The organism is Staphylococcus condimenti (assembly GCF_001618885.1).
Lineage (GTDB): Bacteria > Bacillota > Bacilli > Staphylococcales > Staphylococcaceae > Staphylococcus > Staphylococcus condimenti.
The window spans coordinates 1427285-1451363 of the sequence record NZ_CP015114.1 but is presented as its reverse complement, the minus strand read 5'-3'; the positions used below and the strand labels follow the sequence as shown (position 1 = coordinate 1451363).

Genomic DNA, 24079 nt, shown 5'->3' with positions numbered 1-24079 from the left:
CTACTTCTGTTGATGAAAAACAAAAATTGTGTTATAGTTTACTTAATTACTTAAACGCTTTAAAGTAAATAATTCATTTGTTGTTATAACAATTATTTAAAACCAGGCTGTTCTTAATAGTGAACAGTCTCATTTAATGTTTGTTTCTTAAAATGATACGGATCTTATAGATAGAAAAGGATGAACGATGTGTCTAAACAATCACAATGGAAAACGTCAACAGGTTTTATTTTAGCGAGCGCAGGCTCTGCAATCGGACTCGGTGCAATGTGGAAGTTCCCATACATGGCCGGCGTATACGGCGGAGGCGCGTTCTTGCTTATGTTTTTAGTATTTACAATTTTTATCGGCTTACCCTTATTGATTATGGAATTTACAATAGGTAAACTTGGCCGTACTTATACCACCGCAATTTTCGGCAAACTTTCTGGAAAAAAATGGACAAACATCATAGGATGGAGCGGAAATCTTGCGGTATTTGTACTGTTTGGATTTTACAGTGTCGTCGGCGGATGGATTATTATTTATATTGCGCAAGTAGCTATGCAGCTTGTCGGATTAGGAAGCGGAACACTTGGAAGTATTCACTTTGATCAAGTTATCAGCAATTCTGTGTATACAATTATAGGACAAGGTGTCTTTATTTTAATTACAATGATCATCGTAATGCTGGGTGTGGAACATGGTTTAGAGAAAGCTTCTAAAGTAATGATGCCATTACTTTTTGTTTTTCTTATTCTCATCGTTATCAAATCTCTCTCATTAGACGGTGCAGCAGAAGGCGTGCGTTTTATTTTAGAACCGCGTATGGAGGACCTTTCTATGCAAGGTGTCTTGTTTGCTTTAGGCCAATCTTTCTTTGCATTATCACTCGGCACAACAGGGATGATTACTTATGCGAGTTATGCACCGAAAGAAATGACGATTAAAACATCTGCATTATCTATTGTAATTATGAATATTATTGTGTCATTGCTTGCTGGACTTGCTATTTTCCCAGCAATTAATGCATTCGGATATAAACCAGAAGAAGGACCAGGATTATTATTTAAAGTTTTACCGCGCGTTTTTGAACAAATGAGCTTTGGCTCAGGTTTCTATTTGATTTTCCTTATCTTATTCTTATTTGCAGCACTCACTTCATCTATTTCATTGCTTGAATTGAATGTTTCCAACTTTACTAAGAATGATAACCGTAAACGTAAGAAAGTAGCAGTTATCGGCAGCGTGCTGGTATTTTTAATCAGCATACCCGCGACACTTTCATTCAGCAGTTTAAGTGGTCTCCATTTTGGTGCAGGAAGTATTTTCGATAATATGGATTTTCTAGTTTCTAATATTTTAATGCCTTTAGGTGCATTTGCTACAACGCTCTTTGTAGGTCAGTTGTTGAATATGAAAGATTTAGAAAAGGTCTTTGGTCGAGATCCTCTTAAACTATTTGTACCTTGGTATTACTTAGTGAAGTTTGTTTTACCAGCAGTAATTTTATTAGTCTTTGTGATGCAATTATTTAAATAGAAGAAACAGAGCAGGACAAGAAACGATTTTATAAGTTTTTTGTCCTGCTCTTTTTTTGGAGTTAAGATAAAAAGAAATAGCATAATTGCAATATATGTGCTAATGGTTTATAATCCATATCAGTATAGTAGGAATAAAGGGAGAAGTTCAGGAAAGAAATGGAATCGGGCCATTCAAACTGAGATTCTCGGGGAGGAAACCAATGATTGCATTTGATTTAATCGGCAATACGCCTCTTGTCAAATTGGAATCGTTCAGCGATGATAACGTTGAAATCTATGCGAAGTTAGAACAGTATAACCCTGGCGGCAGTGTGAAAGATCGTTTGGGCAAATATCTGATTGAACAAGCATTAGAACGTGGACAAATTAAACGCGGCGATACGATTGTAGAAGCTTCAGCCGGCAATACAGGAATCGGCTTAGCAATTGCAGCAAATCATTACGGATTGCGTTGTGTGATTTATGCACCTGAAGGATTTGCGGCCGAAAAAATATCGATTATGGAAGCACTAGGTGCAGAAGTTATCCGAACACCGCAAAATGGCGGCATGATAGGTGCACAAAATGCTGCGAAAGCATATGCAGATGAGCACGGTGCATATTACACGAACCAATTCGAAACAGAGGATAACCCAGGTGCTTATCGCGAAACGTTAGCACAAGAAATTTTAAACGAATTACCAGAAATTGACTATTTCGTAGCAGGCGTTGGTTCTGGCGGTACTTTTACAGGAACAGCAGAAGGATTAGCAGAACGTCATGCTAAAAATATTTTAATAGAGCCTGAAGGTTCTATTTTGAATGGCGGACCTAGACATTTGCATGATACAGAAGGTATTGGCTCTGAAAAATGGCCAGGTTTCTTAGAAAAAGATGTCGTTTCAGAAATTTTAACTATCAGTGATGCAGAAGCATTTAAAAATGTAAAACGTCTTGCGTTGCAAGAAGGTATTTTAGCAGGCAGTTCATCGGGAGCTGCATTGCAGGGTGCTTTAGAAATGAAAGCACGTCTAGACAAGGGAGTTATCGTAACAATTTTCCCAGACGGCAGCGACCGTTACATGTCTAAATCTATTTTTAATTATCAAAGCAAGTAAAGCAGATTTCAAACCTAACAAATAAAGGAGTCGAATGAGATAATGAAAAAGAAAACACAAATGGTTCATGGCGGACATACTACTGACGATTATACTGGTGCGGTAACAACACCTATTTATCAAACAAGCACTTATTTACAAGATGATATCGGTGACTTGCGTGAAGGTTATGAATACTCACGAAGCGGCAACCCAACACGTACTGCTTTAGAAAGCACAATTGCTGATTTAGAAGGCGGACGTTTCGGTTTCGCATTCGGTTCAGGTGTTGCAGCAATTTCAGCAGTCGTGATGTTATTAGACAAAGGTGATCACATCGTAGTGAATTCAGATGTTTATGGCGGAACATTCCGCGTGTTAACTAAAGTATTTAAACGTTTAGGCATTGATGCTGATTTCGTTGATACAACATATACTGAAAACATTGAAAATGCGATTAAACCAGAAACTAAAATGTTATTTATCGAAACACCATCAAATCCATTGTTGCGTGTAACTGATATTCAAGCTTCAGCTGATATCGCACGTAAACACAATTTGATTTCAGTAGTAGATAACACATTCATGTCACCTTACTTCCAAAACCCTCTAGCTTTAGGCGCTGACATCGTATTGCACTCAGCTTCTAAATATATTGGCGGACACAGTGATGTTATTGCTGGTTTAGTTGTAACTGATAACGAAGAATTAGCTGAACGTATTGGTTTTATTCAAAACTCAACAGGTGGTATTTTAGGACCACAAGACAGCTACTTGTTAATTCGCGGTATTAAAACATTAGCATTGCGTATGGATCAAGTTAGCCGTAATGCTGTTGCAGTAACTGAAATGTTATCAGAACATCCAAATGTTGAAGCAGTCTTTCACCCAAGTTTGAAAGATCATTTGAACCATGATGTTCAAGAACGCCAAGCGTCAGGCCACACAGGTGTAGTATCATTTGTGGTTAAAGATGTAGATGCTGCTAAAGCTGTTATTCGTGAAACAGAATATTTCACACTAGCAGAAAGCTTAGGAGCTGTAGAAAGTTTAATCTCTGTTCCAGCACTTATGACACATGCATCTATTCCTAAAGATGTACGTGAAAAAGAAGGTATTGCTGACGGCTTAATTCGTTTGTCAGTTGGTATTGAAGATACAGATGATTTAGTTGCAGACTTGAAACAAGCTTTAGATAAATTAAATTAATAGTATAGATATGATATTGATAGGCGCTTACCATATGGGTAGGCGCCTTTTTTATATGCAATTATTCGGTGTCGCAATATTTCAGAAAGTTATCTTGCGAATAATATGAAGGTAATGGATAATAGATAACAATTCATGAATGAGAGGAGCATCTATCATGTTACAACCGGTGATACATGGCTTTTTATTAGCGTTAGGTCTAATATTACCCTTAGGTGCACAAAATGTATTCGTATTTAATCAGGGTGCAAACCAGAAAAAATTGATAGGTGCGCTGCCAGTCATTATTACAGCAGGATTATGTGATACATTGCTGATTGTTCTTGCTATTTTGGGTGTGTCGCTCATTTTAATGTCATTGCCGATATTACAGCTGATTATTTATATTATAGGTTTGGTATTTTTGCTTTATATGGCATGGTCATTATGGAAAGAAAAACCTGATAATCTTCAGAATTTTGAGCCGATGAGTGCAAAAAAGCAAATTGGGTTTGCTTTATCTGTTTCATTGTTGAATCCGCACGCTATTATGGATACAATCGGCGTAATTGGTACGAGTGCTTCTGTATATAATGGTTTAGATAAAGTGTTGTTTGCGGTCGCAACTGTTTCTGTGTCTTGGTTATGGTTTATATTTTTAGCAATTGCAGGACGATTATTGGGATCTGTAGATAAAACAGGAAAAAATATTGTGATATTGAATAAGGTATCTAGTATTATTATTTTAATCGTGAGTTTCGTAATCATAAAAAATATCATTAAAATATTAACCCAATAAAAATGATAGATTTTTAGACTGTGCTCCAATATTGCAGACTTGAGGTATCTTGAATATATACAAAACGTCGATGCTCGCACCAGCATCGACGTTTTTGGGGTTCTGATTTATTGTTATTTATGTTTGATGCCGATTTGACGCCCAAGCTCTTTAGGATTTTCAGCACTTTCTTCTAACTTTGATTCTTCTTCCACTTTTTTCATTATATTACCTGGGAAAGGAGCAGGGCGTCCGCTTGTTGTATCTATTCCCATTAACATCACTTCATAAGTCGCACAAATATCTTCTTTTGAGTCAGATAATTCCATGAAGACATGACAGCGTTTGGCATCATAGTCTACCAAACGCACTTTTACAGAAAGTTGCTCTTTTTGAGGTACCTCTTTTTTATAAATCAAATGATTTTCCAAAGTGAAAACAGTATAACCGATTTCTGAAATGGTTTCTGTATCTAAACCAAGATGAGCGAGCCACACGTCTGTTGCATCACTGAAGACACGATTGTATTCAGCATCGTTCATATGCTGGTTATGATCAAGCCAAGCATCTTGAACGGTTACATTGTAAGTGAAATGTTCAGACATCAATCAAACCTCCGCATAGCCAGCAGTACGTTTTTTCATATATGCGCTGTTTTCTGGCCAATACTCTTGTGCAAGTTCTTTAACACGGACTAAGAATTCGTTACGTTTTTGGTCAAGTTCAGACATTGTATGGCCTGCTGATGATTGTTCGCAACCTTCAACAACTGCATTATAAAGATCAGTTGTAAGTTCAGGTGCAATTAATTTTGTCCATGGTTTTTTCAATGCTGGTCCGAATTGTTTCAACATGTGACGCATACCGCCATTTCCGCCAGCAAGGTGGAAAGTCATGAATGGGCCATATTGTGCATAACGCAAACCAGCAGCATGAGTAAAGGCTTTGTCGACTTCTTCTGTTGTTGCAATACCTTCATTGACAATATGCAATGATTCACGCCATAAAGCTTCCATCAAGCGGTCTGCAATGTGACCTTCGATTTCATTGCGGACATGTAATACGTCACTGCCGATAGACTCATAAATTTCTTCTGCTTTTGCGACAGTAGATTCACTTGTTTGTGCACCAGGTACAATTTCTACAAGCGGCAAAATGTAAACCGGATGGAATGGATGTGCCACGACAAGACGTTCTGGATGTTTAAGGTTTTGTTGTAATTCTGTAGGCATGATACCTGATGTACTAGAACCGATAATAGCATCTGGTTTTGCGTAAAAATCTATTTCAGTAAGCACTTTATCTTTGATTTTTTCAACTTCCGGTACATTTTCTTGGATTAATTCGGCATCTTTTACAGCTTCCTCCAAATGAGGTGTAAAAGTCAGGTTATCGATAGAAGCGTCAGGTGCTAACCCCATACGTTCAGCATAAGGCCAGTTTTGTTTAACTTGTGATAACATTGCTTCATAAGCACCTTCGCCAGGATCTGTTGCGACTACTTCATGCCCATGTGCAAGCATGCGTGTAATCCAGCCACTACCGATGACACCTGTTCCAACCACTGCAAATTTCATTTTAGTTTTGTCCTCCTTTGGGGTCTCTTAAGTTATATTTCTTACGTGCTTCTGCAGGTGTCATTGGTTCTATATCAAGACCTTTTAAAATTTCAACTGCTTTTTCAACAAGCTGTTCATTCGTTGCTTTAACACCTTTAGAGAGATAAATATTGTCTTCCAAACCAACACGTACATTTCCGCCGCGTTTTGCAACTTCTTCTACAGTAGGTAATTGCATTCTGCCAATACCGAAACCTGACCAATGCGCATTTTCAGGTAAACGCGTTTTAAAATATTCAATGGTTTCTGGATCATTATCTGCACCCCACGGAATACCTAAACAAAATTGGAACATAGGCTCGTCATCAATTAATCCTTCTTCAATTAATTGTCTAGCAAAACGGATATGACCGCTGTCGAAGCATTCTAATTCTGGTTTAACACCTGCTTTTTGAACTAACTTCGCTTGTTCACGCAACCAGTCAGCTGGACTGATATATACCATATCTCCAAAGTTTGTACTACCACAATCTAATGTGCACATTTCAGGAAGTAATGCACCAATTGGTTCATGGCGTTCTGCAGGTGTCTGCATATCAGAACCTTCACCTGCTCTATAAGGGTCTGCTTGGTTCGGTATAAAGTCGCCGCCGCCACCAGACGTAATATTAATAACGATATCTTCTTCTGCTTCACGAATTAAGCGTACTGCTTCACGGAACATTTCAGTATCATGGCTGATGCCGCCAGTTTCAGGATCACGTGCGTGCAAGTGCACTACAGTTGCTCCAGCACGTGCGCATTTTATTGCTGAATCGGCCATTTCTTCAGGTGTGACAGGCACGCTCTTATTTTTTTCAGTTGTATCACCTGCACCTGTAATTGCTGCAGTTAACATTACTTTTTTCATTATTGAATTTGCCTCCTCAACCTAATAATTTTTTCAACGTTGATTAGTGTACCAACTAGACGGTATTTTTTCAACACAAAAATAAAACTTGTTTTGGAAAGACCCAAAACAAGCTTATTATTTGCGTGTATATTCAATTAATCGATCTAATACGGCTTCACGTGTTTTCTCATCAATTGCATCTAACCCAAAAATTTCTGACAACCACAATCCATCAATTGCTAACCGTATAATTGTCGCATCTACATTATCTTGTTGATCAGCAGCAATTTCTGATTGCCATTCTTGGTATGTTTCCTGCAATGGAGAGAGAAGTGCTTTGTTATTGCTGTGCGCTGCTAAAATTGCTGAAGTCACTGCGGCGTTTTCATCGCGGTGTTTTCGAGTTGCTTCGATATATCCTCGCAAAAGTGCGCCTGAACTTTCAGATTCTGTAACGCTTTTATCTACATTTTCACGATATAGTGTGTTCGCATAATCAACAAGCCCTTGAATCAACGCCTGTTTACTTTCGAAATGATATAGTAAACCGCCTTTGCTTACGCCTGCTCTTTTTGCAACGGCATCTAATGTTAGATAATTAGTGCCTTGTTCATTTACAATATCAATCGCTGCTTGTAATAAATCTGCACGTTTTTTACTTTTGTCCATGCCTGCTCCAACCTTTCTTTTTATAATCTTATTTTAATACACTCATGTTTTTCGTCCAATATGCCTTTTAATTGTATTTTAATATTTAATTCAGCAGAAGTCATAAGATTCCTTTTTACCTTATTCTTGTTTGTCCGTGATATAGTTGAAGAAAAGGAGGCGTTGAAATGGCTGATTTTCAAAGATTAGACCAATATTTAGAAGTGGATACAGAGAAAGAAGCAGTAGATTTAACTACACTTAACTATTTGATTCGCCATTATATGCTGCATGTACCATTTGAAAATATCAACGTTCAAAATGGTTGGCCATTAGCATTAACAGATGATACGATGATGCACAAAGTAGTGGAAGAACGTCGCGGAGGTTTCTGTTATGAAATGAATTATTTTTTCAAACATTATTTAGAATATAAAGGATTTAAAGCAGAAGCGATGTCGGCAACAGTCATGAGTCCGAATGGTTGGGCATTAGAAGGTTCGCATATGTCATTAATTGTGACAATCGATAAAGTAGAGTATGTCGTTGATATTGGTTTTGGAGATATGCCTAAATTTGCACTTCCGTTACATGACTGCCCAACAAAAGGAATGCATGATGTAACCGGTGATTACCGAGTGGTGTTCGCAGATGACTTGCATTACGATGTAGAAAAATGGTCGGAAGTTGAGGGTGAGTGGAAAATTCAGTACCGCGCACTGTATAAGCCGAAAACATTGGACGATTTTGCGGAAGGGATTGATTTTAATCAACACAATCCCGATTCACCATTTGTGAAAGGGCTGCTTATTACTAAAGCGACTGAAACAGGACGTCATACAATGACAGAACGACATCTTACAGTTTTATCTGAAGGGAAGAAAACAATTTTAGAAGTTAATGCTGGCAATTATGAAACGTTTCTTCCAAAATATTTTGGGATTCCTAAGATGAAAATTGCGACATTTGGTGCTTAGGGTATTGAATTATAAATAAATTAAAAACACAAGCGAATCCCATATTAAGTAAGGATCGCTTGTGTAAACGTGTATTAAGCTGCTTTATCTTTTTTACGGTTATAGTACAATGTACCAGCACCTAATAAGATAAGTGACATTGGTACGATAGGTGAATTGTGAGGTTCAGAATGTCCTGAATTTGGCAATTCACTATTTTTATGTTCTTTTTGTTGAGATGGGAATGCAATTACTTTGTTATTTGAAATATATTGCTGAGCTTGATTTGCAGATTCTGTTATCTTTGTCTCATTATCACTTAATTTATTAGTTTGTTTGATATCTGACATATCATAATATTGAGTGTTTGCTGTCTGTACATGACTTTGGTTACTGATGTCGCTATAAACGTTAGTATCAATTTCTTTATTAACATTGCCTGATAAGTTAGTGTACATTGTTTCAGATTGGTCGAGTGTAGTATTGTTATTAACCATAACGTTATCTGTAGCCATGTCAGTGTGTTTGTGCGACACAAGTTTACTATCTTCTGCAAGTGAGCTGCTGCCATTGTTTGAAACAACATTTTCTCCAACCGCTGCTTCGTTAGGAATGTTAATCGGATTATTTTTTGGTGAATCTACATTAGTGTCTTCAGTAGTATTACTTGTTTCGCTATTAGCTGTATTTGACTCTGGTTTCTCTTCAGTTTCTGAAACAGGAGGGTTTCCATTAATAATGCGACTGATATCATTTGATGCATATTGTGATAAATCTGCTTGTTTCAAGTAGTCTGCAAAAACTTTATCTAAAGAAACGCCTTCTTCTCGTGGACCTCCGAGCATATCATAACCGTCGCCACCAGAAGCAGTGAAGTCGTTTGTTGTCATATAATATGTGCGTTCAGGGTCTAAGGCTTCAAATTGATTTGTCTTCTTATTCAAAACTTCAATTTTTAATACGCGTGAACCTGGTTCTTTATTCATATCATAGTAAACACGGATGGATTTAGAAATGTGCAAGAAACCGCCATTTGCACCTAATTTTCCATCTTGAACAGGTGCACTTAAGCTATGTTCGAACATCTTTTGAACATTCGTACCTTTGACTTGTATTTGAGAAATTGTATTGCCGAATGGTAAAACTGTGATGATATCACCTAAAGTGACATCTTTGCCTTTATCAATCGAAGCACGGATGCCTCCGCCATTTGTAACTGCAAAGTCAGCAGGGTGAGAAAAACCGTTTTGGCTGTATGCTTCCATTGCGTCTGTAATCGCGTTACCTAAATTAGTTTCGTGAGAACGGACATCGTCGCGTTCACCTTCAAATTGTACAGGATTATTTGGAATCACAACTTCTGAAACTTGATCATCAAACTTCGCTTTTGCTTCATCCATCATCTTTTGTAATTCAGCATCAGGTTGTACGTCTGCTGTATCTTTTACATTAATTAATGAATCTTGAACATTTTCAACTTTGCCGTTTGCATAATCGAAAGTTATTTCACCAATATTTTCTAAAGCTGTTCCGGTTTGTGCGAGTAGTGTATTTTGGTTGATTTTACCGTTTTGGATGACTGTGTGTGAATGGCCATCTAACACGAAAATCTCTTTGTCTTTAAAGCGTGGATCTTGTGCTAATGTATTTGCCAATGTATCTCCGCGCCAAGCTGTTTGGGTGGATGGATCTACACCTAAATGTGATAAAACAATAAAGACATCAGCTTGATTATTAATTTGATTTAGAATATTTTGTACTGCTGGAATAGGTTCAGTGAATGTCACACCTTTAATGTTGTCAAGGTGTGTCTTCACTGCTGTTTCAGGTGTTGTTACACCTACAATGCCATAACGGATACCATTTTTCTTCACGATTGTATAAGGGTCAAAGAGCAATTTATTGTCCTTATATGTATTCGCTGAAAGAATCGGGAAATTTAATTGGTCCTTGTATTTCATCGCTTGATCTAAACCGAAGTCGAATTCATGATTGCCGACTGCCATTGCATCGTAACCGACGCTATTCATCGCTTTCGCCATATCTGCGCCTTTTGTATTGTTTGAAATCGGCAGACCTTGGAAAGCATCTCCAGAATCTAACATTAAATCTGGATTTTCTTGTTCTTTAATTGCCTTCAATTTAGACATTCCGATAACACGTCCATCTTCACCTAAGATACGGCCGTGCATATCGTTGGTATGCAGTATCTTTGCTTGCTGAGGTGCCTGCTGTGTCTGTGCAGATGGCTCAACAGCCTGAGTTTGAGGTGCTGCAGATTGTTGCGGAGCAGGCGCTGACAATTGTTGTACTTGAGGCTGCTCTGTAGCAGGAGCCGACTGTGTTTTTACTGTCTGTTGGCTTGGTTGTGGTACTGCTTTTGTTTGTGTCGCAACTGTGTTCTTCTTTTGAGATAAAGCATTATTATCTTCTGTTGGTACACCTTTATCAGCATTTGCTGGATTAGCCGTATCTGCTGTTGCGGTTTGAGTACCTTTATTGTCAGAAGCAGCAGGTAGTGCTTCTGATGAGGTTGTTGATGGAGCAGATGGTGTTACAACCGATTGACCATCTGATGTTCCTGTCTGTGCTGAATCGGTATTGCTTTTTGAATCCGCTGTTGCAGCTGTCTGAACTGTATTTTGCTGGGCTGGTTCAACAGTATTTTCGACCGTTGCTTGATTTGCAGGTTTGACAGGAGTTTCTGCTGCGAAAGCTGAGACATGAAACAGCACAAAGAAAGCTATAACAAAAAACAAAGTTTTAAGTAGTGCCTTATGCATGAGTGTCCTCCTAATATTTTATTGTTATACAACTTTTCTTTATGTAACTAATGTTGTTTTAGAGAAATTGTATAATTTTATTTTAACAATACTGTTGTTAATAAAAGGTATACTTTTTGTAAAATTTACAAAAAATATATGGAAAAGGGATTGTATTTAAAATAGTGATATAGAAAGTATGTATTTAGCCTGTAGGAAAAGTTTGAAATCCGTTCGATGGATATTATTCATCCCTTATGTACCAAAGAAGAAAACGCTTACTCTATTCGTTTTTTAAAAGAAAAAAATGAATTGTAATATACTTGTCATCTAATAAACATATTAAGTGTCCTAACAATGTGTATAATAATTAAGTGTATAGGTGGAAAAGAGAGATGATTATCAGTACGTTCATCATTCAAGGGCAAAGATATGAACGAACTTAATTACTGATAAATAGAATATAAAATTGTCAGGAGGCATTCCATTGCAAAAGAAAATTATAGCTGCTGTTATCGGAACAGGAGCGGTTTCTGCGATAGCCACTGCAGGAGCTGCTGATGCAGCAACATATAGAGTTCAAAGCGGAGACTCATTATGGTCTATCGCACAACGTCACAATACGTCTATCGCGAATTTAAAATCACTTAACAACTTAAACTCTAACTTGATTTTTCCGAATCAAATTCTTAAAGTTTCTGGTTCAAGCGCGTCAACGAGTCGTAACACATCAAACACTTCATCTGTTTCAGGCGGTTCGACGTATACTGTGAAAGCGGGTGATTCTTTATCACTTATTGCTTCTAAATATGGGACATCTTATCAAAATATTATGAAGTTGAATGGTTTGAATAGTTTCTTAATTCATCCAGGTCAAGTCTTGAAAGTTTCTGGAACAGCTCCAGCTTCTTCGAATACTTCAACAACTAGAACGCAAACAACTACAACAGCGACGGGTTCAACATACACTGTTCAACCGGGAGACTCACTGTCTTTGATTGCCTCTAAATATAATACAACATACCAAAATATCATGAACTTGAATGGTTTAAATAGTTTCTTGATTTTCCCTGGTCAAAAATTAAAAGTAACAGGATCTACTGCGACAGTGACAAATTCACCATCACCAGCAGCGTCTACAGGTACAGGCGGCTATTATACACCTGTGTTCAGTCACTCAAACTTGTATGATTGGGGACAATGTACATGGCATGCATTTAATCGTCGTGCACAAGTCGGTAAAGGTATCAGTACTTACTGGTGGAATGCGAATAACTGGGACAATGGTGCACGTGCTGACGGCTATACGGTCGATCATAATGCAACAGTAGGTTCGATTTTACAGTCAGATGCTGGTTACTATGGACATGTTGCATTTGTTGAGCGTGTAAATGGAGATGGAAGTATCTTAATTTCAGAAATGAATTACACAAGCAGCCCAGGAATATTAACATATCGTACAATTCCGGCAAGCCAAAAAGGTTACTTTAATTACATTCATTAATTCGTGCAAATTTAAAAATAAATCTTTCCAGCAAGCCAGAGGCAGTAAATCCTCTGGCTTTTTTGCGCAAAAAAGAATGCTGAGTGTTCAGCATTCTGATTAATTTATAATTGTGTATTTTTATATTCGATTTCGTCAGTTTCTGCATTATATTCAACCAATAAATCAAGACCTTTAAAGAACCATTCATCTGATTCGTTAATATAAAAAGTAATTCTATCAATAGTAACCGATGCTGATGCATTATTATCATGAGGTTCAATCTTGAAAGCAGTTGTGAAATGCTCATGTAATCCTGTGTGTACATATGTTTGTACATAGAAATTAATTTTATCTCCTGGTTCTAAGTCCAATTCATCTCTAAACCATTTTAAAGCTTGATCTGTTACTTCGATTTTCATATTATATTCCTCCTAGATGTTTTTCGTGATGTTATGTTAATAATATATCAGCTAGATTGTGAATTAAATCACTATCCAATTTGATTATAGCAGATTTACGTAAAAGCAGATATAAAATTTGATATACTATTTTAAAATAATCGTTAAGAAAAGGAGGTCTTATTTTATGATACGCTGTGTATGCTTGGTAGCAGAAAATGAGAAGCAAATACTTTTAGTTCAAGCGCATCACCGTGCAAAGTATTATTTTCCAGGAGGTAAAATTGATGCAGGAGAAACACAAATCGATGCACTCATTCGTGAAGTTTCAGAGGAGTTGAATCTTGACCTCATACCTTCAGATCTTGAATACATTGATACGGTAATTGGCCCAGCATATCCTCAAAAAAATGAAGAAACAGAGTTGAATTGTTACCGCGCACTTTGTGAAATTGATTGGAATACGCTTCGCCCGTCTTCTGAAATCACAGATTTGTGCTGGGTGGATAAGAAGGATACAGAAAAAATTGCACCAGCAGTTTTAAAATGGATTGAAAAAAATAAAAAGGATATGTGACGACATCGCGTCCATATCCTTGTGTTTTTATTTGAAGTCGTAATCGATTTCGTCTTTTTGTGCGTCATATTCGATATATAAGTCATATCCTTTGAAGAACCATTCATCTGATTCGTTGACATAAAAACTGATATCTTCAACTGTAGTTTCAGCGGATGCATTTTTGTCATTCGGATCGAATTTAAACCCTAATGTGAAGTTGTCATGCAACTTGCTGCTTCCATATGTTTGAACAAAGAAATTAATTTTGTCTCCTGGTTCTAAATCAACTTCTTCTTTAAACCATTTTAAAGCATCTTCTGTAATATGGATTTTCATATTCAGCCTCCTCGTTTTCTCTTTTGCCTATATCATTTTATTTTAATAGATTGAGACTATTTAAGATATAAGCATGATGATAATTCATTTAATTTTCTATGAAATGCTTTACTTTATCTTTAATAGCGATGCCTTGTTGTATGGCTGCTTCAGCAATTTCTCTTCTGATACTTGGGTCAACAGTATTGCCGCCGAGTGCTTTTAATTTTTGTAAGACTTCTGAACTTGGGGTAATTGCTAATACCTCTGTATTATGCTGTTTAAGTTTGTTGATCTGATCTTCGAGGCTTAGAGGAGTATCCACTGGCAAATGAGGTGAAAGGATAATGACCTTTTCAGCCTCAATAGCAAGATCTGCATTTTCCATAGAATATGATCCGCCATCAGAATAAAGTTTGTTATTAATAGTAGTAGGCGGCCACACACCAGGCAGAGAAGAACTTGCACTTAAGGCTTTATAAATATCAACGTTATCTTCTGCTTTCCAGACTTTTCGCGTATAAGTATCGATATTTGTGCCGGTGATATGGAGATTAGCACCCCAATCAATCTGTTGGAATCTGTTTTTGATTTGTTTAATATGGGCATTTTCATCTAAGCGAGTAATGTGGGTTTTTTGCATATTGGCATAACAATGCCACCCATTCATCTCCATCTTATGCTTGCTTTGAAATTTGGTTATATTTCTCAAAAACCTTATGCATATTGGGTTCAGGATTTTCTTCATTTATCGTCAATTCGATTTGATTTTGCCATATTTTATCCCAATTCCAATTAGAAGCAATTGCAGCGCCGACTTGTGAACCAGCAGATGTTCCTATAATCGCATCCATCTTTCTTAAATTAATATCTTTTGTATTTAAGCCATATAGTAATCCTAATTCCCAAGCAATTCCGAATTGGCCTCCGCCACCTAACACTAATGTGTTTTTCATTACTCTACTCCTTTAATGTACACAGATTATTATTTTTATTATAGCTTTTAAAAGGCTGATATCCATCGGCATTAAGCGTGATTTTAGCAGGATTAGGCAAATATTTCTTGAGCAACTTCTCGCGCTTGTTGAAGTGTCAATGAATGATATGAAGCATCTTGTGAGATTGTAGAAGCATTTCCAATGTGTTTTGCATAATAGGCTTCTAAAGCTTCTTCATCTTTAAAAAATTGAATATAAGGACAGCAATTAACAGAGCATTGACTATCTGGACATAAATCTTTGTAAAGCACACGAAGGTCAGGATAATCTGTCAGGTTCTGTATGTCATTATTTTCTACAGATAATTGGATAGGTGTGTTTGTTTCTGCGCATACTGCTTCAATTTTGATAGGGGTCTTAAGTGTATCACTTACTCCGATTGCATCAATTGCACACATAGTATAAACGGTTTGTTCAAACTCAGGTATTGTCACTTTGAAGCGAGTAGGCTTTAAGGAGAAAGGATAAAGACAAGTGATTTGATTACCTTCGACATTAAGTACGTTTTTTTCCAATAAAGGTTGGTATTTCTGCTCAAACGGAATTGCTTGCTTCGGATTTTTTAATATATGTTGAATGAGCTCGTTGCGAAGTTGTTGTTCTTCTGTATTAAGCTTAGCTTTAAAGTTAAATGTTTTCATTTTCAAACAGCCGCTCCTTCTTTTTGTTTTATTAAGCGTAATTATTTCGATTTAAGTTTAATGGCTAAACTGAAAAAGTGCAAAAAATAAAGCAGTTCGCTTTGTGGTGAACTGCTTGTTTGTATTTATTATTTAGTGCGCAATGCTTTGAAGCGGTTGTAAGATGTTGCGAATACCGCTATTAAGTTGCTGAATGAAAATACTTTAGTTAGGAAGCGGCCTGATTTTAATGCTGTGTAGAAATCAAGAATTCCACCGACTACATTAATTGCTAGGCCGACTTGTGATAATTTACGGCTTTTAGTATGGCTGACATTATTATAGATTTCAATACCGAACCCAACTACATTTAAAACGTTGGATAAACGACGTAAGTTTGATTTAGGTTGTTTTGCCATTATTTATGGCCTCCTTATTTCAATTTTTCAGTATCAATTATTATAACATTCCTTACCCATTCGGACGATGATTACACTCACACAAGTCTCTTATCATCGAAGGATAACTATAATTTTAAATTTGTTTATGCATTGTTGTACGTGCTTCTGTTTTATCAGGATGGCGATGAATGAGCCAAGCAGTAATCCAAGCGGTAATTGGAATACTTAGAGCTACTGCGATACCACCGAATAAAATAGATACAAATTCCTCCGTGAAGATTTTGGCATTGACGATATGTCCGAATGAGTAGTTGAGTTTAAAGAACCAGAAGAACAGTGTTAATTGACCTCCAAAATAGGCGAGGTAAATAGTATTGGCAGAAGTCGCTAAAATTTCTCGTCCGACACGCATTCCAGATTGGAAAAGTTCTGTACGGCTCAAATTCGGGTTAGTTTCGTGCAGTTCATACATTGGTGAACTGATGGTGATGGCCAAATCAACTACTGCAGCAATAACTGCGAGTACAGTAGTGAAAACCATGAATTGAATCATATTAATGCCGATATTCATAGAATAAACGTAAGTTTCATCTTGTTGTTCAGTCGCAAATCCTTGTAAGTGGCCGGTTGCTACAGCGAAGTAAATAACGCCTAATAGAATGGCTGTCGTAATACATGTGCCGATAAAAGCGGCTTGAGTTTTTACGTTATATCCATTCAGCCCGAATAAATTAAGACTGGCGACCGTAAGGCAAAAGAGAATTGCTATTACTGGAATCGGCAGTTTTAAAACGATTGCTACAAGTGCGATAAGTACTATTAGAAAGTTGAGGAAGAGCATGCCGTATGAAATAGCACCTTTCTTACCTCCGAAAATAACCATCAAAATTAAAAGGATCAAAGCCAGAATTAAAACTGCATTCATACTCGTTCACCTCGCAATTTTGCCCAAAGCTGCATCAGTATGATTGTAATTGGGATTGTTAACACAATGCCGATTCCACCGATTAATGCGCGCGCAATTTCTAAAGACCAGTTCATAGAAATGGTATAGGTAATCGTATTGGCGTTTCTTAGATAAATCAACATCATCGGCAGACTGCCTGCTAAGTATGAAAAAAGCAGGATATTAGTCATCGTTCCCATAATATCTTGGCCGATATTACGACCTGCTAACGCCCAACGTGTCATATCGATATGAGGTGTGCGTCTCCAAATCTCATACATGCCGCTGGCAATCGTAATGGCTACATCCATAACAGCACCGAGTGTGCCGACAATTACTGAAGCTAAGAAGACTTCCTTAGGTGGCAAGGTCAAGAAACTCATCGTTTCATACTTAATGCCAGATCCGCCAGTAGAGCGAATGACAATTTCTGCGATACCTACACATAAGAAAGTGCCGACAAGTGTACTTGCGATGGTGATAGCGGTTCGCCAATGCCATCCTGTTACTAACAGCAAGGTTACAGCTGTTGCTAGAATAACTGCAATACTCATAAGCAAGAACAAGCTCGTATTTGGGAATGTATTGTGTATGGCAATCGCCCCAATGACAGCTGCTGTATTGAAAACGAGTGACAATATGGACTGAATACCAACTTTACGTCCGACCCACAATACAATAAAGATAAAGAGGCCTGTCATCGCAACAACTAAAGTATCACGCTTTTTTTCAACAATATTCGCATCACTTGGATGTTTATTAATATGCAAAAGTACTTTGTCATTTGTATTGAATTTTTCTGAATCAGCTTGAGATGCATAATAGGTGTTATTGATATGTCCGGTTTGACCTTCGAATTTACCGTTCAGAACACGGATTGTCAGTTCATCAGAATGCTTTGTGTCTTTATTATGATGTTCATCGGTAACTTGCTCTGTTTTCAAGTGCTTAACCTGCGTAACTTCACCTATTGGCATGTGATAAAAACGTGCATTATTCAAGGTGAATAATAAACTTCCTATAAAAAGCACTATGAAGAGAATTAATACCCACGAAAAAGGCTGTTTCAATTTATTTTTATATGACATGATGTTAAAACACCTCATGAATTTGTATAGATTAAATAGACAACGCGATTATACGCTTAATAAATTGAGAATTCCAATGATTATATAGGAGAATAAATTTCCGTTAAAAGAAATTGAGTGAATAAATAACTTAATTGTCATTTATCAAAATAGAGTTGAGACTGCTGTAAATGTACATTAGACAGTTCATCTTCAACTCTACAAAAATATATTATAGCTGCGAATGCTCAATTAGATAAATTGATACTCTAAGGATAAAATTCGAAGACCCAATAAATTTTAAATCCTTTTTTGTATTTCGACACCATAGATTCACACATACCAAAAAAATTACAGTCTTGATAATGAGATTGTTTTGAACATGTTAATGATAAACAGATGTATGTGACAATAAAGCATTGATTTCATTTTGTAATGCTTTTAGTTCTGGTTTGTGATTATCTTTATGAATCACCGCACAAATTGTACGCTTTAATTCAGTATGATTTAAAGACAATCGTGCCCAAGCATCATTTTCTTTCAATAAAGCATACTGAGGAGCCAATACATAACCTCGATTTTTCTTTAAGAGATAACTGGCTAGACGAGAAGAAGAAATACGATATATATGGTTTCTCGTCGTATGTTCTATTTGCTGGATAAGCGCATCCGGCATTTCAGATAAAGAAAAAAGCGTGCTTTGATTTAATTGATTAAGCGGAGGGTGCGTTGCAGATGCTAATGGATCTTGCTTTGGAACATATAATACATAAGAATCTTCAAATAAAGGTGTAATGATTAAATCATTATGTCGTTTTAAATCTGAAGATAAATCCATAAATGCAACATCTATATCTCTTGTGAGCAGCATATGAAGGAGCGCTTCATTATCTTTCATTAAAGGCAAAAGCGTTGTTGTATACTCATTTTCAAATTTTTGAATCAGCAGTGTCAGTAATTCTGAGACATAACTTTCAACATAACCGATTTTAATGCGTTTTGACTCAATTTCTTGTTCTTTTTGAAACATTTTTAAAGTATGTTCACTTTCTTCAACGATTTTTGAAGCTTCTGCAAGAAAACGTTGTCCTGTTTCGGTTAAGTAAATATGTCTGCCTTCTCGTCTGAAAAGGGAGACATTCAGTTCGTCTTCTAATTGAGAAATTTGTCTGCTGATTGCGGATTGGGCGATGTTCAATTCTAAAGCTGCTTCTGATAAATGTTCGCGTTTTGCGACTTCTATAAAATATTTGAGTTGTTTAAATTCCATATTCTACACCCCGCTCATTGTTCTAATAATTAGAATAATATCATCTAATATTTATATTGAACAGAAGAATAGCCTTCTATATCATAATACTTATCAATAAAAATCTGAAAATTCATATAACATATAAAAGGAGGAGCAAGCATGAGCAGAGACACGCAGAATCAAGGTTTATATGATCCACGAAATGAGCATGATGCTTGCGGTATTGGTTTTTATGCCAATATGGATAATTTACGATCGCACGATATCGTGATTCAATCACTAGAAATGCTGCGTCGCTTAGACCACCGAGGGGGGATCGGTGCAGACGGCATGACAGGTGATGGTGCTGGGATAATGACGGAAATTCCATTTGACTATTTTGAAAAACATACTGAATTTGATCTTCCTGAAGAAGGAAATTATGCAGTAGGGCTATTTTTTACAAATTCACCAATAAAAGGTTCGAGGCATGAAACAGTGTTCAGAGCCTATTTTGAAAGCGAAGGCTTAAAGGTTATCGGATATCGGGACGTTCCTGTTGAAGTGTCGGCAGTTCCGCCTCACGTTGCAGAAACAATGCCTTATATTCAACAAATATTCATTGATTTGAAGCACAGTGCAGATGCAGAAAAACGTTTGTATCTTGCGCGTAAACAAATTGAATTTTATGGTGCTGAACAAGAACTGGAACTTTATTTTACGAGTTTGTCATCGAAAACAATCGTTTATAAAGGGTGGTTGCGTTCAGACCAAATTAAAAGCTTATTTATAGATTTAAACCACCCAGATTATGTTTCTAAACTTGGATTAGTCCATTCGCGTTTTAGTACGAATACGTTTCCAAGTTGGAAACGTGCACACCCTAACCGTTTGCTGATGCATAACGGAGAAATTAATACAATCCGCGGTAATATTAACTGGATGCGTGCACGTCAAAAACGTTTGATTCAAACACTATTTGATGAAAGTGATCAACAAAAAGTACATGAAATTTTAGATGTGGACGGCAGTGACTCTTCAATAGTAGATAATGCTTTAGAATTTTTATCACTTGCGATGGAACCAGAAAAAGCAGCAATGTTGCTAGTACCTGAACCTTGGCAATATAGCAAAGCGAATCAAAGCTCAGTGCGTGCATTTTATGAATACTATAGTTATTTAATGGAGCCATGGGATGGACCGACTATGATTGCTTTTTGTAATGGCGATAAAATCGGAGCATTGACTGACCGCAATGGTTTGAGACCGGGTCGTTATACTATCACAAATGATAATCATATTATCTTTTCATCTGAAGTGGGTGTGATAGACGTTGACGAAAAAGATGTTGCGTTTAAAGGTCGTTTAAATCCAGGACGATTATTGCTTGTGGATTTTGAAAAACATGAAGTGGTACATAACCATATTTTGAAAAAAGAAATTGCAGATGAATTACCTTACGAAGATTGGTTAGAAAAGCACAAAGTCCATTTGAACTTAGATGTACCTTTTGAATCTAAAAGATGGAAAGCTGAGAAACTGCAAAAATTGCAAAAACAATTCAGCTATACACGCGAAGAAATTCATAAGTACATGAAAGAATTAGTTGAAGGTAAGAAAGACCCGATTGGTGCAATGGGTTATGATGCACCGCTAGCTGTATTGAATGAACGTCCGGAATCTTTATTTAATTATTTCAAACAATTATTTGCGCAAGTTACGAATCCGCCAATTGATGCATACCGTGAAAAAATTGTAACGAGTGAGCTGTCATATTTAGGTAAAGAAGGAAACTTGTTGGTTCCAGGTACTGATGCTTTGAATCGTTTGCAATTGAAGCATCCTGTTTTAACAGAAGCACAACTAAAAGCAGCTGAATCAGGACCTTTTAATATCAAGTATTTATCAACTATCTATACTGGAGACTTAGAGGCAGCTTTGGAAAACTTAAGAGAAGAAGCGGTAAAAGCTGTTGGTCAAGGGCATGACATATTAGTGTTAGATGATAGCAAATTGCAGGATGAATCAGGATATGCGATTCCGATTTTATTAGCAATTAGTTATCTGCACCAAGCATTGATTATTGAAGATTTGCGTCAAGAGACAAGTCTTGTCGCAAAAGGCGGAGAAATCCGAGAAGTACACCATGTAGCATGTTTGTTAGGGTATGGTGCGAATGCTGTTGTACCTTATCTTGCGCAAGAAACAATTGCAGCATTAGTTGGACAAGGGGAATTATCTGGCGATGTTGCTGAGCAAGTAAAGGTTTATACAGATGTATTGGCTGAAGGTGTTATTAAAGTTATGGCTAAAATGGGAATTTCAACTGTGCAAAGTTATCAAGGGGCACAAATTTTTGAAGCAGTTGGACTCTCACAAGAAGTCATCGATAAATATTTCACAGGAACACAATCAAAACTTTCTGGTTTGACGATTGAGTTGATTGATCAGGAAAATAAAAAACGTCAAAGCCGAGAAATAACACATTTGGATTCAGGCAGTACATTCCAATGGCGTCAACAAGGTCAGCACCATGCTTTTAATCCTACGACTATCAGGTTACTGCAGCAAGCATGCCGTGAGAATGATTATGATCTTTTCAAAGAATATTCTCAGAGTGTAAATGAACATCGTACAGACCATATTCGACAGTTGATGAAATTCAAATCAAGAAGTGCAATCAGTATCGATGAAGTTGAACCTATTGAAGCAATTGTACATCGCTTCAACACAGGCGCAATGAGTTATGGTTCTATTTCTAGAGAAGCACATTCTACTTTGGCAGAAGCCATGAACCAAATTGGAGGCAAGAGCAACAGCGGTGAAGGCGGTGAGGAACCAGAACGTTATATTTCAGGGCCTCACGGAGAAAATTATTCAAGTTCTATTAAACAAGTGGCATCTGGACGCTTTGGAGTAACAAGTGATTATTTACAACATGCAACTGAAATTCAAATTAAAGTTGCACAAGGCGCTAAACCAGGGGAAGGCGGACAGTTGCCAGGTACTAAAGTTTATCCATGGATTGCTGAAGTTCGAGGATCTACACCAGGGATTGGATTAATTTCTCCACCACCGCATCATGATATTTATTCAATCGAAGATTTAGCACAATTGATTCATGATTTGAAAAATGCGAATCCAAAAGCAAATATTGCAGTAAAATTAGTATCTAAAAGCGGTGTCGGAACAATAGCAGCAGGTGTTGCAAAAGCTTTCGCAGATAAAATCGTGATCAGCGGTTATGATGGCGGTACTGGTGCTTCACCTAAAACGAGTATTCAACACGCTGGACTGCCTTGGGAAATCGGTCTAGCAGAAACGCATCAAACCCTTATGATGAACAATTTGCGTTCTCGTGTAAGGTTGGAAACAGACGGTAAACTTTTAACAGGACATGATGTTGCTTATGCATGTGCCTTAGGTGCTGAAGAATTTGGTTTTGCAACAGCACCGTTAATTGTACTTGGTTGTGTCATGATGCGTGTGTGCCATAAAGACACTTGTCCAGTCGGTGTGGCGACACAAAATGAAGATTTGCGTGCCCTATTTACAGGACGTGCGGATCACGTGGTGAATTTCATGCATTTCATTGCGCATGAATTACGTGAAATCTTAGCTGAGCTTGGTTTGCGTACAGTGGATGAATTGATTGGACGTTCAGATTTACTTGAACCTTCATCAGAAGTGCATAGTGAAAAGGCGCGTTCACTCGACGTAGCACCACTGTTGCATAAAGAACAAGGGCCACGATTTAAAGAAATTGAACAGTTGCATCATTTAGAAGAAGGATTTGATGCGGCAGAATTGATTCCAGATGCAGAGGCTTCTATTCTCTCTGGAACTAAATTCAGAGGACATTATAATTTGTGCAATGAGCAGCGTGATGTTGGTGTAACTGCCGGTAGTCTGATTACTCAAGCACATGGAGCGGAAGGTTTACCTGAAGATACGATTTATGTTGAAACGACTGGCCATGCTGGTCAAAGTATTGGTGCATTCACACCATCTGGATTAACTATTCATCATACAGGTGATGCTAATGACTATGTTGGTAAAGGTTTGTCCGGCGGTAAGATTATTATCAATGCACCGAATGAAGAACGAGAAGAAAATATTATTGCTGGAAATGTATGTTTCTATGGCGCATCAAGCGGTAAAGCCTTCATCAATGGTTATGCCGGCGAACGATTTTGTATCAGAAACAGTGGCGTTCATGCTGTTGTAGAAGGTATCGGAAATCATGGTTTGGAATACATGACAGGGGGACGTGTCGTTGTCTTAGGAAATGTCGGAGATAACTTCGGTCAAGGTATGAGCGGTGGTGTCGCATATATTTTCCCTGATGATGTCGAACAATTTAAAGCATACCATGCATTAGAAACATTGGATTTTGATGCGTTAGCGCATCCAGAAGAATTTGAAACATTAAAAAATATGTTAGAAGAACATGTGGCATATACAGGAAGTAAGAAAGCTTCAGCGATTTTAGCTGATTTTGATAATATTGTTGATTATGTAGTGAAAGTAACACCTAAAGATTATAAATTAATGATGCACAAGCTTGAATTGCATCATCGCCAAACTGAAAATAGCGAGCAAGCAGTTTTGAACGCTTTTTATGATTCAAGTACAGAAGTGACATCAGATGAACCATTTTCAGTTGTTTATTAACG

Annotated in this window: 22 protein-coding genes; 8 read left to right on the top strand and 14 right to left on the bottom strand. The window is 37.2% G+C overall.

Going from position 1 to position 24079, the window contains the following annotated elements:
- Positions 1-189 precede the first annotated feature (189 nt).
- The 4 genes from A4G25_RS07310 to A4G25_RS07295 all read left to right on the top strand — a co-directional run bounded on the left by A4G25_RS07310 (position 190) and on the right by A4G25_RS07295 (position 4586).
- The gene (locus A4G25_RS07310) at positions 190-1521 is read left to right on the top strand and encodes a sodium-dependent transporter (RefSeq protein ID WP_047132938.1); all 1332 of its coding nucleotides are present in this window, start codon (positions 190-192) and stop codon (positions 1519-1521) included.
- A 202-nt stretch (positions 1522-1723) separates the two neighbouring features.
- The gene (locus A4G25_RS07305) at positions 1724-2620 is read left to right on the top strand and encodes a PLP-dependent cysteine synthase family protein (RefSeq protein WP_047132939.1); all 897 of its coding nucleotides are present in this window, start codon (positions 1724-1726) and stop codon (positions 2618-2620) included.
- 42 nt (positions 2621-2662) lie between these two features.
- Positions 2663-3808 (top strand): bifunctional cystathionine gamma-lyase/homocysteine desulfhydrase, encoded by a 1146-nt coding sequence (locus A4G25_RS07300; RefSeq protein WP_047132940.1) that lies wholly within the window; start codon positions 2663-2665, stop codon positions 3806-3808.
- Between the two features lie 157 nt (positions 3809-3965).
- Positions 3966-4586 carry a LysE/ArgO family amino acid transporter gene (locus A4G25_RS07295; RefSeq protein ID WP_047132941.1) on the top strand — a complete coding sequence of 207 codons (621 nt, stop codon included), beginning with the start codon at positions 3966-3968 and terminating at the stop codon, positions 4584-4586.
- A gap of 113 nt (positions 4587-4699) precedes the next feature.
- Here A4G25_RS07295 and A4G25_RS07290 read toward each other — a convergent pair whose 3' ends face one another.
- The 4 genes from A4G25_RS07290 to A4G25_RS07275 all read right to left on the bottom strand — a co-directional run bounded on the left by A4G25_RS07290 (position 4700) and on the right by A4G25_RS07275 (position 7685).
- Positions 4700-5170 (bottom strand): thioesterase family protein, encoded by a 471-nt coding sequence (locus A4G25_RS07290; protein ID WP_047132942.1) that lies wholly within the window; start codon positions 5168-5170, stop codon positions 4700-4702.
- A gap of 3 nt (positions 5171-5173) precedes the next feature.
- Positions 5174-6142, bottom strand: coding sequence for a 3-hydroxyacyl-CoA dehydrogenase NAD-binding domain-containing protein (locus A4G25_RS07285; RefSeq protein WP_047132943.1), 969 nt, complete (start codon positions 6140-6142; stop codon positions 5174-5176).
- Position 6143: 1 nt separating this feature from the next.
- On the bottom strand, positions 6144-7034 hold the full coding sequence (locus A4G25_RS07280; RefSeq protein WP_047132944.1) for a beta-keto acid cleavage family enzyme: 891 nt from the start codon (positions 7032-7034) through the stop codon (positions 6144-6146).
- A 117-nt stretch (positions 7035-7151) separates the two neighbouring features.
- On the bottom strand, positions 7152-7685 hold the full coding sequence (locus A4G25_RS07275; protein WP_047132945.1) for a TetR/AcrR family transcriptional regulator: 534 nt from the start codon (positions 7683-7685) through the stop codon (positions 7152-7154).
- A gap of 167 nt (positions 7686-7852) precedes the next feature.
- Here A4G25_RS07275 and A4G25_RS07270 point away from each other — a divergent pair, with 167 nt between their 5' ends.
- The gene (locus A4G25_RS07270; protein WP_047132946.1) at positions 7853-8641 is read left to right on the top strand and encodes an arylamine N-acetyltransferase family protein; all 789 of its coding nucleotides are present in this window, start codon (positions 7853-7855) and stop codon (positions 8639-8641) included.
- Positions 8642-8715: 74 nt separating this feature from the next.
- Here A4G25_RS07270 and A4G25_RS07265 read toward each other — a convergent pair whose 3' ends face one another.
- Positions 8716-11403, bottom strand: a complete 2688-nt coding sequence (locus tag A4G25_RS07265) for a 5'-nucleotidase C-terminal domain-containing protein (RefSeq protein WP_047132947.1) — start codon at positions 11401-11403, stop codon at positions 8716-8718.
- Between the two features lie 466 nt (positions 11404-11869).
- Between A4G25_RS07265 and A4G25_RS07260 the strand changes: the two genes are divergently transcribed.
- Complete coding sequence (locus A4G25_RS07260; RefSeq protein WP_047132948.1) at positions 11870-12886, top strand: LysM peptidoglycan-binding domain-containing protein; 1017 nt, start codon at positions 11870-11872, stop codon at positions 12884-12886.
- Positions 12887-12990: 104 nt separating this feature from the next.
- On the opposite strand, the gene A4G25_RS07255 is transcribed toward A4G25_RS07260, so the two are convergent.
- On the bottom strand, positions 12991-13287 hold the full coding sequence (locus A4G25_RS07255; protein ID WP_047132949.1) for a HesB/YadR/YfhF family protein: 297 nt from the start codon (positions 13285-13287) through the stop codon (positions 12991-12993).
- Between the two features lie 166 nt (positions 13288-13453).
- Here A4G25_RS07255 and A4G25_RS07250 point away from each other — a divergent pair, with 166 nt between their 5' ends.
- Positions 13454-13843 carry an NUDIX hydrolase gene (locus A4G25_RS07250; RefSeq protein WP_047132950.1) on the top strand — a complete coding sequence of 130 codons (390 nt, stop codon included), beginning with the start codon at positions 13454-13456 and terminating at the stop codon, positions 13841-13843.
- A 27-nt stretch (positions 13844-13870) separates the two neighbouring features.
- Here A4G25_RS07250 and A4G25_RS07245 read toward each other — a convergent pair whose 3' ends face one another.
- The 8 genes from A4G25_RS07245 to gltC form a co-directional block, all read right to left on the bottom strand.
- Positions 13871-14161, bottom strand: coding sequence for a HesB/YadR/YfhF family protein (locus tag A4G25_RS07245; protein WP_047132951.1), 291 nt, complete (start codon positions 14159-14161; stop codon positions 13871-13873).
- 88 nt (positions 14162-14249) lie between these two features.
- Positions 14250-14816 carry a patatin-like phospholipase family protein gene (locus A4G25_RS07240; protein WP_232011934.1) on the bottom strand — a complete coding sequence of 189 codons (567 nt, stop codon included), beginning with the start codon at positions 14814-14816 and terminating at the stop codon, positions 14250-14252.
- A gap of 1 nt (position 14817) precedes the next feature.
- Complete coding sequence (locus A4G25_RS13220) at positions 14818-15096, bottom strand: patatin-like phospholipase family protein (RefSeq protein WP_232011933.1); 279 nt, start codon at positions 15094-15096, stop codon at positions 14818-14820.
- Positions 15097-15188: 92 nt separating this feature from the next.
- On the bottom strand, positions 15189-15779 hold the full coding sequence (gene merB / locus A4G25_RS07235; protein ID WP_075141043.1) for an organomercurial lyase: 591 nt from the start codon (positions 15777-15779) through the stop codon (positions 15189-15191).
- Positions 15780-15907: 128 nt separating this feature from the next.
- The gene (locus A4G25_RS07230; protein ID WP_047132952.1) at positions 15908-16177 is read right to left on the bottom strand and encodes a hypothetical protein; all 270 of its coding nucleotides are present in this window, start codon (positions 16175-16177) and stop codon (positions 15908-15910) included.
- 115 nt (positions 16178-16292) lie between these two features.
- Positions 16293-17084 carry a YibE/F family protein gene (locus tag A4G25_RS07225; protein ID WP_047132953.1) on the bottom strand — a complete coding sequence of 264 codons (792 nt, stop codon included), beginning with the start codon at positions 17082-17084 and terminating at the stop codon, positions 16293-16295.
- A complete protein-coding gene (locus A4G25_RS07220; RefSeq protein WP_047132954.1) occupies positions 17081-18193 on the bottom strand; it encodes a YibE/F family protein in 1113 nt (370 codons plus the stop codon). Before A4G25_RS07220 ends, A4G25_RS07225 begins: the two co-directional genes overlap by 4 nt.
- Positions 18194-18557: 364 nt before the next feature.
- Positions 18558-19442, bottom strand: coding sequence for a glutamate biosynthesis transcriptional regulator GltC (gltC, locus tag A4G25_RS07215; protein ID WP_047132955.1), 885 nt, complete (start codon positions 19440-19442; stop codon positions 18558-18560).
- A gap of 141 nt (positions 19443-19583) precedes the next feature.
- On the opposite strand from gltC, the gene gltB reads away from it, so the two are divergent.
- Positions 19584-24077, top strand: coding sequence for a glutamate synthase large subunit (gene gltB / locus A4G25_RS07210; protein WP_047132956.1), 4494 nt, complete (start codon positions 19584-19586; stop codon positions 24075-24077).
- The last annotated feature ends 2 nt before the right edge of the window (positions 24078-24079 follow it).